General features: G+C 47.1%; 13 protein-coding genes. All 13 read right to left on the bottom strand.

Annotation, left to right across the window (positions count from 1 at the left end; translation table 11 throughout):
* Positions 1-6: 6 nt before the first annotated feature.
* The 13 genes from rplV to rpoB all read right to left on the bottom strand — a co-directional run bounded on the left by rplV (position 7) and on the right by rpoB (position 16,540).
* Positions 7-339: a 50S ribosomal protein L22 gene (rplV, locus tag NKE59_RS00290; protein WP_199908528.1), complete on the bottom strand. Its 333-nt coding sequence runs from the start codon at positions 337-339 to the stop codon at positions 7-9.
* A 7-nt stretch (positions 340-346) separates the two neighbouring features.
* The gene (gene rpsS, locus NKE59_RS00285; protein WP_108507586.1) at positions 347-625 is read right to left on the bottom strand and encodes a 30S ribosomal protein S19; all 279 of its coding nucleotides are present in this window, start codon (positions 623-625) and stop codon (positions 347-349) included.
* Between the two features lie 18 nt (positions 626-643).
* Positions 644-1,474 (bottom strand): 50S ribosomal protein L2, encoded by an 831-nt coding sequence (gene rplB / locus NKE59_RS00280; RefSeq protein ID WP_353438861.1) that lies wholly within the window; start codon positions 1,472-1,474, stop codon positions 644-646.
* Between the two features lie 2 nt (positions 1,475-1,476).
* Entirely contained in the window at positions 1,477-1,791 is a 315-nt protein-coding gene (gene rplW, locus NKE59_RS00275; protein ID WP_353438860.1) for a 50S ribosomal protein L23, read from the bottom strand.
* The gene (rplD, locus tag NKE59_RS00270) at positions 1,788-2,408 is read right to left on the bottom strand and encodes a 50S ribosomal protein L4 (RefSeq protein WP_353439866.1); all 621 of its coding nucleotides are present in this window, start codon (positions 2,406-2,408) and stop codon (positions 1,788-1,790) included. The genes rplW and rplD overlap by 4 nt, the downstream gene beginning before the upstream one ends.
* An 11-nt stretch (positions 2,409-2,419) precedes the next feature.
* Positions 2,420-3,070 (bottom strand): 50S ribosomal protein L3, encoded by a 651-nt coding sequence (rplC, locus tag NKE59_RS00265; RefSeq protein ID WP_353438859.1) that lies wholly within the window; start codon positions 3,068-3,070, stop codon positions 2,420-2,422.
* Between the two features lie 187 nt (positions 3,071-3,257).
* Positions 3,258-3,569 carry a 30S ribosomal protein S10 gene (gene rpsJ, locus NKE59_RS00260; protein ID WP_108507581.1) on the bottom strand — a complete coding sequence of 104 codons (312 nt, stop codon included), beginning with the start codon at positions 3,567-3,569 and terminating at the stop codon, positions 3,258-3,260.
* Positions 3,570-3,666: 97 nt separating this feature from the next.
* Positions 3,667-4,857 carry an elongation factor Tu gene (gene tuf / locus NKE59_RS00255; RefSeq protein ID WP_353438843.1) on the bottom strand — a complete coding sequence of 397 codons (1,191 nt, stop codon included), beginning with the start codon at positions 4,855-4,857 and terminating at the stop codon, positions 3,667-3,669.
* Between the two features lie 44 nt (positions 4,858-4,901).
* Positions 4,902-7,004, bottom strand: coding sequence for an elongation factor G (gene fusA / locus NKE59_RS00250; RefSeq protein WP_353438857.1), 2,103 nt, complete (start codon positions 7,002-7,004; stop codon positions 4,902-4,904).
* Between the two features lie 24 nt (positions 7,005-7,028).
* Entirely contained in the window at positions 7,029-7,499 is a 471-nt protein-coding gene (gene rpsG, locus NKE59_RS00245; protein ID WP_353438855.1) for a 30S ribosomal protein S7, read from the bottom strand.
* A 118-nt stretch (positions 7,500-7,617) separates the two neighbouring features.
* Positions 7,618-7,995 carry a 30S ribosomal protein S12 gene (gene rpsL, locus NKE59_RS00240; RefSeq protein ID WP_353438854.1) on the bottom strand — a complete coding sequence of 126 codons (378 nt, stop codon included), beginning with the start codon at positions 7,993-7,995 and terminating at the stop codon, positions 7,618-7,620.
* Positions 7,996-8,175: 180 nt separating this feature from the next.
* A complete protein-coding gene (rpoC, locus tag NKE59_RS00235) occupies positions 8,176-12,438 on the bottom strand; it encodes a DNA-directed RNA polymerase subunit beta' (protein WP_353438853.1) in 4,263 nt (1,420 codons plus the stop codon).
* Between the two features lies 1 nt (position 12,439).
* Complete coding sequence (gene rpoB, locus NKE59_RS00230) at positions 12,440-16,540, bottom strand: DNA-directed RNA polymerase subunit beta (RefSeq protein WP_353438852.1); 4,101 nt, start codon at positions 16,538-16,540, stop codon at positions 12,440-12,442.
* Positions 16,541-16,568: the final 28 nt, after the last annotated feature.

Here is a 16,568-nt window from a genome sequence, read left to right as displayed (position 1 = left end):
CTTTCCTTAATTGCTCAAGGTCACACTAATGTGACAGCTTTGTTTCTCAATACGATTGCCACGGCCTTTTGCGCGGGCAGTAAAGCGCTTTAATGATGTCGCTTTATCCACAATCACTGCAGATACTTTGAGCTCATCAATATCGGCCCCTTTGTTGTGTTCAGCATTTGCAATGGCTGACTCAACTACTTTTTTCATAATGAAGGCAGCTTTTTTAGGACTGAAATTCAGAATGTTCATTGCGCGTGAAATTGGCAACCCACGAATTTGGTCGGCGACCAATCGTGTCTTTTGCGCAGAAATTCTAGCGCCGCGGTGAATAGCTTTAACTTCCATCATCATCCCCTTACTTCTTCACTACTTTCTTATCGGCAGAGTGTCCCTTGAACGTACGTGTCAAAGCGAACTCACCAAGCTTATGACCGACCATGTTTTCAGAGACATAGACCGGGACATGTTGTTTTCCGTTATGAACAGCAATGGTTAATCCAATAAAGTCAGGAAGAATGGTCGAACGCCGTGACCAAGTCTTAATGGGCTTCTTATCTTTGTTGGCTTGTGCGGTCTCAACCTTTTTTACAAGGCTAGCATCACAAAATGGACCTTTTTTAGCAGAACGGGTCATCTATCTATTCCTTATCGATTAACGCTTCTGACGACGTTGAACAATCATGGTCGTCGTGCGCTTATTACGGCGTGTGCGATATCCCTTAGTTGGTGTGCCCCATGGAGAAACAGGGACACGACCTTCTCCGGTCTTTCCTTCACCGCCACCGTGTGGATGATCTACTGGGTTCATGGCAACGCCACGTACCGTTGGACGAATACCGCGCCAACGGGTTGCTCCTGCTTTACCAATCTGACGCAAGCTATGCTCTTCATTGCCAACTTCACCAATAGTGGCACGGCACTCAATCAATATGCGACGGACTTCCCCAGAACGTAAACGAACCTGCCCATAAACACCCTCACGAGCCAATAAAACTGCAGAGCTTCCAGCTGAGCGTGCAATTTGAGCGCCTTTACCAGGCAACATCTCTACGCAGTGAATCGTGCTTCCAATTGGAATATTACGGATGGGTAAATTATTGCCGGCCTTGATTGGGGCTTCCGCACCATTCATTACTTGTTGTCCGACATTCATGCCTTTGGATGCAATGATGTAACGACGCTCACCATCAGCATAAATTAAAAGTGCGATGTTGGCGCTACGATTTGGGTCGTACTCTAGGCGCTCTACTTTGGCAGCAATGCCATCTTTGTCATTACGCTTAAAGTCAACCATACGGTAGTGATGCTTATGTCCACCACCCTTATGACGGGTTGTTATATGGCCATTGTTATTACGCCCCGCTTTTTGGAACTGTGGCTCAACCAGAGCTGCAAAAGGTTTTCCTTTATGAAGATCGGGGTTAACCACTTTCACCATTGAACGGCGACCAGGTGAGGTCGGTTTTGTTTTCATGAGCGGCATAATTAATTTGCCTCCGCTTCAAAGTTAATTTCTTGGCCAGGTTTCAAATTCACATAGGCCTTCTTAGTATGGTCACGACGCCCTTCAAAACGGCCAAAGCGCTTTGGCTTACCCTTTTGATTAACGATTTGCACAGAGTCAACTTGCACTTTGAAAAGCAACTCTACAGCTTGCTTCACGTCGAGTTTATTGGCGTCACGTGTAACTTGAAAAACAACTTGTTCATTCTTTTCTGCAACCATAGTAGCTTTTTCCGAAACTACAGGGCCAAGCAAAACTTGCATTAGGCGATGATCGTTTTTACGAGTTTGGCTCATTTCAGCAACTCCTCCATTTTGGCGATCGCTGATTTGCTCACCAATACTTTTTGAAACTGAACTAGGGATAAGGGATCAGCATGCTGCGGCTCTACAATCGAAATCTTATGAAGATTACGTGACGCTAAATACAAGTTCTCGCTTACCTCATCCAGAATAATTAGCACTGACTCTAAGCCCATGCCCTTTACTTTTTCAGCTAACAGCTTAGTTTTGGGAGCATCCAAGCTGAACTGATCAACTACATTAAGACGTCCTTCACGCGCTAACTGAGAAAGGATCGAACGCATACCGGCGCGATACATTTTCTTGTTTACTTTGTGGGTGAAGTTTTCTTCAGGCGAATTAGGAAATATACGACCACCTCCACGCCATAGCGGTGAAGACGTCATACCGGCACGGGCACGGCCTGTACCTTTTTGACGCCATGGCTTTTTGGTGCTGTGCTTTACCTGTTCACGATCTTTTTGTGCACGATTGCCGCTTCTGGCATTTGCCTGATAAGCAACAACCACCTGATGAACTAAGGCTTCGTTGTACTCGCGCTCAAATACTTCGGGAGATGCCTGAACACCTGCACCGAGTTGACCGTTATCTTGGAGAAGTTTAATTTCCATCATTCTTCTCCTTATTTAGTTGCCGCAGCTTTAACAGCTGGGGTAACTATTACTTTTCCACCAGGGGCGCCTGGAACTGCACCCTTGACCATAATTAGATTACGCTCAGCATCTACACGAGCAATTACCAAGTTTTGTACTGTGCGAGTGACATCGCCTAAATGACCTGTCATACGCTTACCAGGAAACACGCGACCTGGATCTTGGGCCATACCAATCGAACCTGGAACATTGTGTGAACGAGAATTACCATGGCTAGCGCGACCAGATGCAAAGTGATAGCGCTTAATGGTGCCAGCGTAACCTTTACCAATCGAAACGCCTTGCACGTCAACCTTTTGACCTGCTGTGAAAACATCAACGCCAACAACTTGGCCCGGTTTCATTTCAGCAAGTTTTTCAGAATCAATACGGAATTCATTTAAGGCATTACCAGCCATGACGCCTGCTTTTGCAAAGTGTCCGGCCATTGCCTTAGTTACGCGACTCGCGCGACGAGTGCCGTGAGCCAACTGAACAGCGTCATAACCATCCGTTGCCTGGGTTTTTACTTGAGCAACCCGGTTATCGCTCACATCGATTACGGTGACAGGAATTGCTTCCCCTTCATCCGTAAAAAGACGGGTCATGCCGACCTTACGGCCGATCAAGCCTAAGCTCATATTCTTACTCCAACGCCGACTTCGATTGGCCGGCAGAAATTTAATTTAAACTCGATTTAAATAAAAATTATCTATATAAATCAAGCACTTAATAATTAATTACGATAAAACTTACTGCTTAAAACTACGAAAAGCCTTCAATTCTAGCCTAAAAAAGCAAAACAAACAATCTGTAGGCTAAAACCTCTTACTGAAGCTTAATTTCAACATCAACGCCAGCTGGCAAATCCAACTTCATCAAGGCATCTACTGTTTTCTCAGTTGGATCAACAATATCCATTAAACGCAAATGAGTCCGAATCTCCATTTGGTCGCGCGAGGTCTTATTCACGTGTGGAGAACGCAATAGGTCGAAGCGCTCTATGCGAGTTGGCAAAGGAATAGGACCCTTCACAACAGCTCCAGTACGCTTGGCAGTATCGACAATCTCAGCAGCAGACTGATCAATTAAACGATAGTCAAATGCTTTTAAACGAATTCTAATTTTTTGATTTTGCATAATATTTCCAAAGAGCGGAGCGGTGCTGCCGCGTTAATCATTACATCTAAAGAACGAGGGAATGTCTGCAGCACAAACATTCCCGTTAGCAAAGCTATTACGCCAAAATCTTCGCAACGACACCGGCGCCTACTGTACGACCGCCTTCACGGATCGCAAAGCGCAGGCCTTCTTCCATCGCAATCGGTGCAATTAACTTCACGGTAATTGTGACGTTATCGCCTGGCATCACCATCTCTTTGTCTTTTGGCAACTCAATGGAGCCCGTGACATCGGTGGTGCGGAAGTAAAACTGAGGACGGTAGTTGTTAAAGAATGGGGTATGACGACCACCCTCATCTTTAGAGAGTACATACACCTCCGCTGTGAAGTGGGTGTGCGGAGTAATCGAACCGGGCTTGGCTAATACTTGACCACGCTCGACCTCTTCGCGCTTTGTACCACGCAAGAGGATACCAACGTTATCGCCTGCTTGACCTTGGTCTAAGAGTTTACGGAACATCTCCACGCCGGTACAGGTAGTCTTGAGAGTGGGCTTAATACCTACGATCTCAATCTCTTCACCGACTTTTACAATACCGCGCTCAATACGACCGGTCACAACCGTGCCACGACCGGAAATCGAGAACACGTCTTCTACTGGCATTAAGAAAGCGCCATCAATGGCACGCTCTGGATTGGGGATATAGCTATCTAAGGCTTCGGCTAATTTGATAATCGCGCCTTCACCGAGTTCGCCCTTATCGCCTTCTAAGGCAAGCTTGGCAGACCCTTTTACGATCGGGGTATCGTCACCTGGGAAGTCATACTTGGAGAGGAGCTCGCGCACTTCCATCTCAACGAGTTCTAAAAGCTCGGCATCATCAACCATATCGCATTTGTTCATAAACACGATGATGTAAGGTACGCCTACTTGACGCGCTAAGAGGATGTGCTCGCGGGTTTGGGGCATTGGGCCGTCTGCTGCAGAGACCACCAGGATTGCGCCATCCATCTGCGCAGCACCAGTAATCATGTTCTTCACATAGTCAGCATGGCCTGGGCAATCGACGTGTGCGTAGTGACGATTCTTGGTCTCGTACTCAACGTGAGCTGTATTAATCGTAATACCACGCGCCTTCTCTTCGGGAGCTGCATCGATCTGATCGTATGCTTTGGCTTCACCACCAAAGAGCTTGGAGAGCACGGTGGTGATTGCTGCGGTGAGAGTCGTTTTGCCATGGTCGACGTGACCAATGGTGCCAACGTTAACGTGGGGTTTAGTCCGTTCAAATTTTTCTTTTGCCATTTTGGGTGCCTTCTATTTAGCTAATCAATGTTCAAAAAATTAAATTACTTTGCTTTTGCTGCCATTACTGCCTCGGCAACGTTTTTGGGTGCTTCTGAATAATGCTTAAATTCCATCGTGTAGGTTGCACGTCCCTGCGTTAGTGAGCGCAGGCCAGTGGAGTATCCAAACATTTCTGCAAGCGGTACTTCTGCTCGCACAATCTTCCCGCCGCCTGGAATATCGTCCATACCTTGCAAAATTCCACGTCGTGAGGATAAATCACCCATTACGTTACCCATAAAATCTTCAGGGGTCTCAACCTCAACCGCCATCATTGGCTCAAGCAAAACAGGGCTCGCTCTACGCATGCCCTCTTTAAATGCCATAGAACCGGCCATCTTAAACGCGTTCTCGTTCGAGTCAACATCATGATATGAGCCGAAGAATAGAGTTGCCTTGATGTCTACCACAGGGTATCCGGCCAGCACGCCAGATGTAAGTGTTTCAACAATCCCTTTTTCAACAGCTGGGATGTATTCACGAGGAACAACTCCGCCCTTGATTGCATCAACGAACTCAAAACCTTTTCCAGGTACCTGTGGCTCTAGTTTTAGTACAACGTGTCCATATTGACCGCGCCCACCAGACTGCTTCACAAATTTACCTTCGACCTCATCGCAATTTTTACGAATTGTTTCACGATAAGCAACCTGTGGCTTGCCTACAGTTGCCTCAACGCTAAACTCGCGCTTCATACGATCAACCAGGATCTCAAGATGCAACTCACCCATTCCAGAAATAATGGTTTGACCAGACTCTTCATCGGTCTTGACTCGGAATGATGGATCTTCTTGGGCTAAACGGTTCAGTGCCAAGCCCATTTTTTCTTGATCTGCCTTAGTCTTTGGCTCTACTGCCTGAGAAATAACGGGCTCAGGGAAGACCATGCGCTCCAGAATCAAAATACTATCGGGGTCACACAATGTCTCGCCAGTAGTCGCTTCTTTCAAACCAACGGCGGCGGCGATATCGCCAGCACGAACTTCTTTGATCTCTTCACGCTGGTTTGCATGCATCTGCAACAAACGACCAATACGCTCTTTCTTTCCCTTAATTGGGTTATAGATCGTATCGCCAGAGTTAATGACGCCAGAATAGACACGGAAGAAGATGAGCTGCCCAACAAAAGGGTCAGTCATGATCTTAAAAGCAAGAGCAGAAAACTTTTCGTCATCGCTGGCTTTGCGACTAGTTTCGCTGCCGTCTTCCTTCTCACCCTTAACCGGAGGAATATCTACCGGAGATGGCAAAAAATCGACAACCGCATCTAACATCGCTTGAACGCCTTTGTTTTTAAAAGCGCTACCGCAAAGCATAGGAACAATTTCACCAGCAATAGTTCTATTGCGCAGTGCTTTTTTAATATCTTCTTCAGAGAGAGCCTCTCCACCAAGGTATTTATCCATCATCTCTTCGGAACTCTCAGCAGCAGCTTCGAGCATCTTCTCGCGCCATTCTTCTGCAGTTTCTTTCAATTCAGCAGGTATATCACCATACGTAAATTTTGTACCTTGAGAAGCATCATCCCAAATAATGGATTTCATCTTAACTAAATCAACTACGCCTTGGAAATTTTCTTCTGCGCCAATAGGTATCTGAATCGGAATAGGATTGGCTTTAAGGCGCGCCTTCATTTGGTCATAGACCTTAAAAAAGTTTGCGCCAGTTCGATCCATCTTGTTTACAAAAGCAAGGCGGGGAACGCGATATTTATTAGCCTGGCGCCAAACAGTTTCCGACTGTGGCTGAACGCCGCCGACTGCACAATAGACCATGCATGCACCATCTAGTACGCGCATTGATCGTTCAACTTCAATAGTAAAGTCAACGTGTCCTGGAGTATCAATAATATTGATTCGATGCTCAGGATAGTTACCGGCCATCCCTTTCCAGAATGCCGTTGTTGCTGCAGAGGTAATTGTGATGCCGCGCTCTTGCTCTTGCTCCATCCAATCCATAGTGGCTGCGCCATCATGGACCTCACCGATTTTATGATTTACGCCGGTATAAAACAGAACGCGCTCGGTCGTTGTGGTCTTACCAGCGTCAATATGTGCTGAGATACCAATATTGCGATAGAGCTCAATAGGGGTTTTACGTGCCACTTTATATTCTCTTTCGTTAGAGCGTTAGAAACGGAAATGGGAGAAGGCCTTGTTGGCTTCAGCCATACGGTGAACTTCCTCGCGCTTCTTCATTGCGCCGCCACGTCCTTCGGCAGCTTCTAATAATTCATTAGCCAAACGTTGCGCCATCGACTTCTCGCCGCGCTTTTTAGCTGCTTCTCTTAACCAACGCATCGCCAAGGCAATCCGACGGGAAGGGCGAACTTCGACTGGAACCTGATAGTTGGCACCGCCAACACGACGGCTCTTTACCTCAACCATAGGCTTCACATTCCCCATAGCGGTTGAGAAAATCTCTAAGGGCTCTTTATTAGCTTTTTTCTCAATATGCTCAAAAGCGCCATAAACAATTCGCTCAGCGACGGATTTTTTCCCGTCAAGCATTAGAACGTTCATGAACTTGGCAACTTCCACATTCCCAAACTTTGGGTCAGGAAGGATCTCCCTTTTGGGAACTTCGCGACGACGTGGCATAACTACTCCTATTTATTCAGTTAGGGAACATTCCCCTCAGTTACTTAACTACTTTGCTAGCAAAGCGAAGTAACCACTTACTTGCCAATATGGCCTTTAATACATGCTTCTAAACTATTTACGCTTTCTTGGCGCGCTTTGCACCATACTTAGAGCGGGATTGCTTACGATCTTTAACGCCCTGAAGATCCAATGATCCACGTACGATGTGGTAACGAACACCTGGCAAGTCTTTTACACGGCCACCACGGATCAATACAACCGAGTGCTCCTGAAGGTTATGGCCCTCACCACCAATATAGGAAATAACTTCAAACCCGTTGGTTAAGCGGACCTTAGCCACCTTACGCAAAGCTGAGTTTGGCTTTTTAGGCGTAGTTGTATACACACGGGTGCAAACACCACGGCGTTGGGGGCTATTTTGCAACGCGGGGCTCTTGCTCTTAACGACAAGGCGCGAACGCGGATTGCGCAGCAGCTGATTAATTGTTGGCATAAATTTACTCGCTTATTGCTTTTTATCTATATAAATCAATGATTTAGATTATCTTACTTTTATCAACCTAAGTAATTGATTTTCTTACAAATCAGTAGAACTCAGCATTCTAGCTTGGCCAGCCTTTTCCGTCAACCTTCAGGAAAAAACTGGCCAAATTGCCAAGTTTCTGACACCCACTTAAACCTGCTCAGCACCGCCTTCGGAAGCTGCTTCTTGCGGCTCTGCAACGGCGCCAGCCTCTAAAGCCAATGCCTCCTCAGCGGCAATCATTTGGGCGCGATCACGCTCAAACTGCTCTCGCACCTTTCTAGCACGGCGATAGGCCAAGCCCGTTCCGGCAGGAATCAAACGACCAATAATGACGTTCTCTTTGAGGCCTCTCAAAGTATCAACCTTGCCCATAATGGCGGCCTCGGTCAGGACTCGGGTAGTCTCTTGGAAAGAAGCTGCTGAGATAAAGCTATCCGTTGACAGGGACGCCTTAGTAATACCTAGAAGCACGTTGTCAAATTGAGCAGGAGTCTTGCCTTCAGCAATCACGCGATCGTTCTCGTCATACAACTTCGAACGCTCAACTTGCTCGCCTGTAATAAAGTTAGCATCGCCAGGGTTGGTGATCTGAACACGACGAAGCATCTGACGCACGATGACCTCAATATGTTTGTCGTTGATCTTCACGCCCTGAAGACGATAAACGTCTTGAACTTCATCCACGATGTAAATCGCTAACTCTTCAATACCCTTGAGAGTCAAAATATCATGCGGATCAGCAGGGCCCTCAACAATCATTTCACCTTTATTGACGACCTGGCCATCGTGAACCAACACTTGCTTCTCTTTTGGAATCAAGAACTCGCTACTCTCACCATCCATATCGGTAATTACTAAACGTTGCTTACCCTTGGTTTCTTTACCAAATGAAACCGTTCCGGTAACCTTCGCCAAAATGGCGGCATCTTTTGGTGATCGGGCTTCAAAGAGTTCAGCTACGCGTGGCAAACCACCAGTGATATCGCGGGTCTTCTGCGACTCAATCGGAATACGTGCCAAAACCTCGCCTACCTCAATCTTCTGACCATCTTTAACCGTAATTAAAGCGCCGACCTGAAGACCAATGGTAACTGGGTGCTCGGTACCAGTAATCTTAATATGATTACCTTGAGCATCTAACAGCTGAATGACTGGGCGCAAGCCCTTGCTAGCTGCCGAGCGACGTTTCCCATCGATCACAACTAAAGTAGACAAGCCAGTAACCTCATCAACCTGTTTGGCAACAGTCACACCCTCTTCAACGTTTTCAAAGCGTGCAATTCCTGCAAACTCCGAAATAATGGGGCGTGTCAATGGATCCCAGGTCGCAATACTATTACCCGCTTTTACATTAGCGCCTTCTTTAACGGTCAAGGTTGCGCCGTAGGGTATCTTATGGCGCTCACGCTCACGGCCGTTATCGTCTAAGACCAAAGCCTCACCCGAGCGCGAGATCACAACTTGTTCGCCCTTTGCATTGGTAACAATACGCATAGTCGAAGAGAACTTTAATGCGCCTGTTGATTTAACTTCCACATTACTTGCCACCAATGCACGGGATGCTGCACCGCCAATGTGGAAAGTGCGCATGGTCAACTGAGTGCCTGGCTCACCGATAGATTGAGCAGCAATGACGCCAACTGCCTCGCCCACGTTGACCAAGCCGCCGCGACCAAGATCACGTCCGTAGCACTTCGCACAGAGACCATAGCGCGTCTCACAAGTTAGTACAGTGCGAACCTTCACTTCATCAATACCAAGGTCTACAATCTGATCTACATGATCTTCTTCGAGTAAAGTGTCGTGCGGAATAATTACATCTTGTGTATCTGGGTGCAGGATGTCACCGATGCAAACTCGACCTAATATGCGATCGCGCAATGCTTCGATAATTTCTCCACCCTCGACTAAAGCCTTCATCGTGACACCAGAAGTTGCGCCGCAGTCGTCTTCAATGACCACTAGATCTTGTGTGACATCGCATAAACGACGAGTCAGATAACCCGAGTTAGCGGTCTTCAAAGCTGTATCAGCAAGACCTTTTCGTGCACCGTGGGTTGAAATGAAGTATTGCAATACATTCAAGCCCTCTCGGAAGTTTGCTGTAATGGGGGTCTCAATGATCGAGCCATCAGGCTTTGCCATCAAACCACGCATGCCAGCTAACTGACGGATCTGTGCAGCAGAACCACGCGCGCCTGAATCGGCCATCATATAAATGGAATTGAAAGACTCTTGACGAACAGTCTTGCCATTACGATCGGTTACATCAACGTGTGAAAGTTCATCCATCATGGCCTTACCAACTTGATCGCCAGCAGCACCCCAAATATCAACAACGTTGTTATAGCGCTCTTGGTTAGTTACGAGGCCTGACATAAATTGCTTGTCATACTCCTTAACCTTTCCTGCAGCTTCGTTGATGATTCCGTCTTTAGAGCTAGGGATCAACATGTCATCAATTGCAATGGAGATACCTGCTTTGGTTGCCAAACGGAAGCCAGACTGTAATAACCGGTCTGCAAAAATCACCGTCTCACGTAAGCCGCATTTGCGGAAAGAAGTATTAATTAAGCGCGAGATCTCTTTCTTCTTGAGTGGCTTATTAATTTCCGCAAAAGCCATTCCTTTAGGCAAAATCTCAGACAAAATTGCACGGCCGACAGAAGTGTGCTGAACTGAAGTCTTCGGCACAAAACGCTCATCGCCCTCTGCAGCCTTATTCACGATTTCATACTCTGTAATACGCACTGCAATCCGGGTAGCAACCTCCACCATACCGGCTTCATATGCACGAATTACCTCAGGGATGTCGGCAAAAACCATGCCCTCACCCTTGCCATTAATTTTGTCGCGCGTTGCATAGTACAGACCCAGAACAACGTCTTGTGATGGAACAATAGATGGCTCACCGTTTGCTGGGAACAGTACGTTGTTCGAGGCCAGCATTAAGGTGCGCGCTTCCATTTGCGCTTCGAGCGACAAGGGAACGTGAACCGCCATTTGGTCGCCGTCAAAGTCAGCATTAAAAGCGGCGCAGACCAAAGGATGCAACTGAATTGCCTTACCTTCAATCAACATAGGCTCAAATGCCTGAATACCTAAGCGGTGCAAGGTTGGGGCACGATTTAATAGAATCGGATGCTCCCGAATAACTTCTTCTAGGATGTCCCAAACGATCGGGGTTTGGCTCTCGACTTCTTTCTTAGCCGCCTTAATCGTAGTTGCGATACCCAAGGTCTCTAGCTTATTAAAGATGAAAGGCTTAAACAACTCTAAAGCCATCAGTTTAGGCAAGCCGCATTGATGTAATTTTAAGGTAGGGCCAACAACGATGACCGAACGACCCGAGTAGTCAACACGCTTACCCAATAAGTTTTGACGGAAACGACCGCTCTTACCTTTAATCATCTCAGCCAAGGACTTCAATGGGCGCTTATTGGCACCAGTCATCGCCTTACCACGACGACCATTGTCAAGCAATGAATCAACCGCCTCTTGTAACATCCGCTTCTCATTGCGCACAATAATTTCAGGGGCGCGCAGCTCCAAAAGACGACGCAAGCGATTATTACGGTTAATCACACGACGATAAAGATCATTCAAATCAGATGTCGCAAAACGTCCGCCATCCAATGGCACCAATGGACGCAGCTCAGGAGGCAATACAGGCAATACCTCCATGATCATCCAGTCTGGCTTAATACCCGAGCTTTGGAATGCCTCTAATACTTTAAGACGCTTAGCGTATTTCTTGATTTTGGCATCACTGCCAGTTGCCTTGAGCTCAGAACGTATCGACTCGACTTCGCGATCAATATTGATAGTACGGAGAAGTTCACGAACTCCTTCGGCGCCCATGATGGCAGTAAACGCACCATCACCAAACTCTTCAATCTTGGCGTTGTACTCGTCTTCGGACATAATCTGGCCGCGCTTCATGGTACCCTCAGGCGTTAGGCCCGGATCTACGACAACATAGGCTTCAAAATAAAGAACGCGCTCAATATCACGCAAGGTCATATCCAAAACCATACCCAAGCGGGATGGCAAGGATTTTAAGAACCAAATGTGGGCAACTGGTGCTGCAAGCTCAATATGGCCCATGCGCTCACGACGCACCTTAGCCAGAGTAACCTCAACACCACACTTCTCACAAATAACACCGCGGAACTTTAAGCGCTTATATTTACCGCACAAGCACTCATAGTCTTTAATGGGTCCAAAAATCTTGGCACAAAAGAGGCCGTCTCTTTCTGGCTTAAAGGTACGATAGTTAATAGTCTCTGGCTTGCGAACCTCACCAAAAGACCATGAACGGATTTTCTCGGGAGAGGCCAAGCCAATTTTGATGACATCAAACTGCTCTTCTCCAGAGCTTTGCTTAAATAAATCGAGCAATGCTTTCATGTCAGTTGCGCTCCATATCAATGTCAATACCCAACGATCGGATTTCTTTCACCAGAACGTTGAAGGATTCGGGCATACCAGCATCGATGGTGTGCTCGCCCTTGACGATGTTTTCGTAAACCTTGGTTCGGCCAGTAACGTCGTCTGACTTCACGGTCAGCATCTCTTGCAATACATACGACGCGCCATAGGCCTCGAGTGCCCAAACTTCCATTTCGCCAAAGCGCTGACCACCAAACTGCGCTTTTCCGCCCAATGGCTGCTGAGTAACCAAAGAATAAGGCCCTGTAGATCGAGCATGCATCTTGTCGTCCACCAAATGGTGCAGCTTCAAAACGTGCATTACCCCAACCGTTACCGGACGCTCAAACGCATCGCCGGTGCGACCATCATGCAGAGTGATCTGCTGACGGGATGGGGTCATATGCAAGCTCTTCGCCTGATCATCAGGGTAGGCAAGCTCAAGCATTTTGCCAATTTCTGATTCTGTTGCACCATCAAACACTGGGGTTGCAAAAGGCAAGCCGCCCTTTAGATTGCTGGCCAACTCGAGAACCTGATCATCACCAAACTCATCGATATTTTCTTGGCGGCCAGTTTCGTTATAAAGGGTCTTCAAAAACTTTCTTAAATCGGCAATTTTGGCTTGCTCTTTGAGCATCGCTTCAATACGCTTACCAATACCTTGAGCGGCCCATCCTAAATGGGTCTCCAAGATTTGGCCAACGTTCATGCGTGATGGCACGCCCAATGGGTTGAGAACAATGTCGACCGCGCGGCCATCAGCCATATAAGGCATATCTTCGACCGGAACGATTTTAGACACCACGCCCTTATTGCCATGACGTCCTGCCATTTTGTCGCCTGGTTGTAAACGGCGTTTCACCGCCAAATATACCTTCACCATCTTAGTGACGCCTGGTGGCAACTCATCACCCTGAGTTAATTTCTTACGCTTCTCTTCAAAAGCGGCATCAAACTGTTTACGCTTTGCTTCGATCGAGGTCTTGATCGCCTCTACCTGAGTTGCAACATCCTCATCGGCAGGACGAATATCAAACCAATGATAACGATCTAGCTCTAAGAGGTATTCTTTGGAGATCTTGCTGCCTTTGGCTAATTTCTTTGGGCCACCATTTGCGGTTTTATTGATCAAGAGCTTTTGTAAACGATCAAAGGCATCTCCCTCAACAATACGCAACTGATCATTAAGATCAAGACGATAGCGCTGTAACTCTTCAGCAATAATTGCTTGTGCACGCGCATCGCGCTCAATGCCTTCACGAGTAAAGACCTGAACATCAATCACCGTACCACTCATTCCAGATGGAACACGCAGGGATGTATCTTTAACATCCGATGCCTTTTCACCGAAGATGGCGCGCAATAATTTCTCTTCTGGGGTTAAGGTAGTTTCACCTTTAGGTGTTACCTTACCAACCAATACATCGCCTGCCTCAACTTCAGCACCGATATACACAATACCGCTTTCGTCTAGACGGGCTAGTTGGGATTCTGCCAAGTTGGAGATATCGCGCGAAATCTCTTCCGAGCCCAATTTAGTATCGCGCGCAACAACCGATAACTCCTCAATATGAATCGAGGTGTAACGATCGTCGGCAACCACTTTCTCAGAAATTAAGATTGAGTCTTCGAAGTTATAACCATTCCACGGCATAAAGGCCACAGTCATATTTTGGCCAAGCGCCAACTCTCCAAGATCAGTTGATGCGCCGTCTGCAACAACGTCACCGCGCTTAACATGATCTCCCACCTGAACGATGGGGCGCTGATTAATATTGGTGTTCTGATTGGAACGGGTGTACTTGGTGAGGTTATAAATATCCACACCAACTTCGCCAGCAGCGGTTTCATCATCGTTTACACGAATCACAATACGATTCGCATCTACATAGTCGACAACACCGCCACGTGTGGCCATTACTACCGTACCAGAATCGACCGCAACAATACGCTCCAAGCCGGTGCCTACGAGAGGCTTATCCGGACGCAAGCAAGGCACTGCTTGGCGTTGCATGTTTGCGCCCATCAAAGCACGATTTGCATCATCGTGCTCTAGGAAAGGTACAAGGGATGCCGCTGCAGAAACAATCTGGCTTGGCGCAACGTCAATGTAATCAATGCGCTCTGGCCCAACCATCATGGTCTCGCCCGCTTGACGCGAAGATACCAGCTCATCGGCCAACTTACCATTCTTATCAATGGTCGCGTTTGCTTGAGCAATGGTGTATTTAGCCTCTTCAATTGCAGATAAATATTCCACTTGATCTGTTACTTTGCCATTGACCACCTTGCGGTATGGTGTTTCTAAGAAACCATGCTCATTCAAGCGCGCAAACAATGCAAGCGAGTTAATCAAGCCAATGTTAGGTCCCTCGGGGGTTTCAATGGGGCAAACACGTCCGTAATGGGTAGGATGTACGTCACGCACTTCAAAGCCTGCGCGTTCACGGGTTAAACCGCCTGGCCCCAATGCAGAAATACGACGCTTATGCGTAATCTCAGATAAAGGATTTGTTTGATCCATAAATTGAGATAACTGCGATGATCCAAAGAACTCGCGGATTGCAGAAGAAATCGGCTTGCTATTAATTAAATCGTGTGGCATCAAGTTCTCGGTTTCCGCCTGCCCCAAGCGCTCTTTGACTGCGCGCTCTACGCGGGATAAACCGGCACGGAACTGGTTCTCGGCCAACTCACCAACGCAACGTACGCGTCGATTACCAAGGTGATCAATATCATCAACCTCGCCTTTGCCATTTCGGAGGTCTACCAAAATCTTAATGGTGTCCATGATGTCTTCATTAGACAAAACCATCAGGCCTTCCATTTCGGCGCGCCCCAAACGGCTATTTACCTTCATACGCCCTACGCGAGACAGGTCATAAGAATCTTCGCTATAAAACAGACGTTGGAACAAAGCCTCTACAGCATCTTCAGTAGGTGGCTCGCCAGGACGCATCATGCGATAAATGGCGATACGGGCAGCCATTTGATCAGCGGTCTCATCGACGCGCAAGGTTTGTGAAATATAAGCTCCGCAATCTAAATCATTGGTATAAATCGTTTCAAATTGCTTAATACCGCTCTCGCGCAGATTGGCCAACAGATCTTCGGTGATCTCGTCGTTAGCACTAGCCAATACCTCGCCTGAATCAGGATCAACAATATTTTTAGCGATCACGCGCCCAATTAAAGAATCGTCTGGGACGGTGATGATCTTAGTTTTTGCAGCTTCAAGCTCACGAATATGCTTTGCATTAATGCGCTTATCTTTTTGAATAACGACAACACCATTCTTGTCGAGGATGTCAAAGCGCGCTACCTCACCTCGTAAACGCTCTGGCACGAACTCCATGGATGCGCCAGACTGCGACAAAGTGAAATGATCGAAGTTAAAGAAATTAGCCAAAATTTGCTCATTGTTTAAACCAATAGCTTTGAGCAAAATAGTGACCGGCATCTTACGACGACGGTCTACTCGGAAATACAAAATATCTTTAGGATCAAACTCAAAATCAAGCCATGAGCCGCGGTAAGGAATGATGCGTGCCGAGAACAAAAGTTTGCCTGAACTATGCGTCTTGCCTTTGTCGTGCTCAAAAAATACGCCGGGTGACCGATGCAGCTGTGACACGATGACACGCTCTGTACCATTAATCACAAATGAGCCGGTATCGGTCATGAGCGGAATCTCGCCCATATACACTTCTTGTTCTTTAACCTCTTTCACCTTTTGTGGCGCTTCGCGATCGTTAATGATCAGTCGAACTTTGGCGCGCAAGGCAGAATGAAAGGTCAGACCGCGCTGTTGACACTCTTTAACGTCAAATGGAGGTGGCGACAACTGATAGGAGACATACTCCATGCGAGCATATCCATTGTTGGACACGATCGGGAATATCGATGTAAAAGCAGATTGCAGTCCTTCATTTGCACGGGCCGTAACGGGCTTTTCGGCCTGCAAAAACTTAGCATAGGACTCTAGCTGGGTTGTAAGCAGGTATGGAACCTGGTGATTATTGGGTCGCTTAGCAAAACTCTTACGGATGCGCTTGCGTTCGGTGAAGCTATAGTTCATTTCATCTCCGATGGCAGCGACTGAGCAA

The organism is Polynucleobacter sp. UK-FUSCHL-C3 (genome assembly GCF_040409815.1).
Classification (GTDB): Bacteria; Pseudomonadota; Gammaproteobacteria; order Burkholderiales; family Burkholderiaceae; genus Polynucleobacter.
The sequence above is the reverse complement of the archived record's forward strand: the minus strand, read 5'-3'. Positions and strand labels throughout refer to the sequence as shown.

Coding starts and splice junctions, on each gene's coding strand:
- rpsL (WP_353438854.1), bottom strand. CDS start 7,995: ATGCCAACAATTAATCAGCTGCTGCGCAATCCGCGTTCGCGCCTTGTC.
- rplV (WP_199908528.1), bottom strand. CDS start 339: ATGATGGAAGTTAAAGCTATTCACCGCGGCGCTAGAATTTCTGCGCAA.
- tuf (WP_353438843.1), bottom strand. CDS start 4,857: ATGGCAAAAGAAAAATTTGAACGGACTAAACCCCACGTTAACGTTGGC.
- rpsJ (WP_108507581.1), bottom strand. CDS start 3,569: ATGCAAAATCAAAAAATTAGAATTCGTTTAAAAGCATTTGACTATCGT.
- rplD (WP_353439866.1), bottom strand. CDS start 2,408: ATGGAAATTAAACTTCTCCAAGATAACGGTCAACTCGGTGCAGGTGTT.
- rpsS (WP_108507586.1), bottom strand. CDS start 625: ATGACCCGTTCTGCTAAAAAAGGTCCATTTTGTGATGCTAGCCTTGTA.
- rpsG (WP_353438855.1), bottom strand. CDS start 7,499: ATGCCACGTCGTCGCGAAGTTCCCAAAAGGGAGATCCTTCCTGACCCA.
- rplW (WP_353438860.1), bottom strand. CDS start 1,791: ATGAGCCAAACTCGTAAAAACGATCATCGCCTAATGCAAGTTTTGCTT.
- rplC (WP_353438859.1), bottom strand. CDS start 3,070: ATGAGCTTAGGCTTGATCGGCCGTAAGGTCGGCATGACCCGTCTTTTT.
- rpoC (WP_353438853.1), bottom strand. CDS start 12,438: ATGAAAGCATTGCTCGATTTATTTAAGCAAAGCTCTGGAGAAGAGCAG.
- rplB (WP_353438861.1), bottom strand. CDS start 1,474: ATGCCGCTCATGAAAACAAAACCGACCTCACCTGGTCGCCGTTCAATG.
- rpoB (WP_353438852.1), bottom strand. CDS start 16,540: ATGAACTATAGCTTCACCGAACGCAAGCGCATCCGTAAGAGTTTTGCT.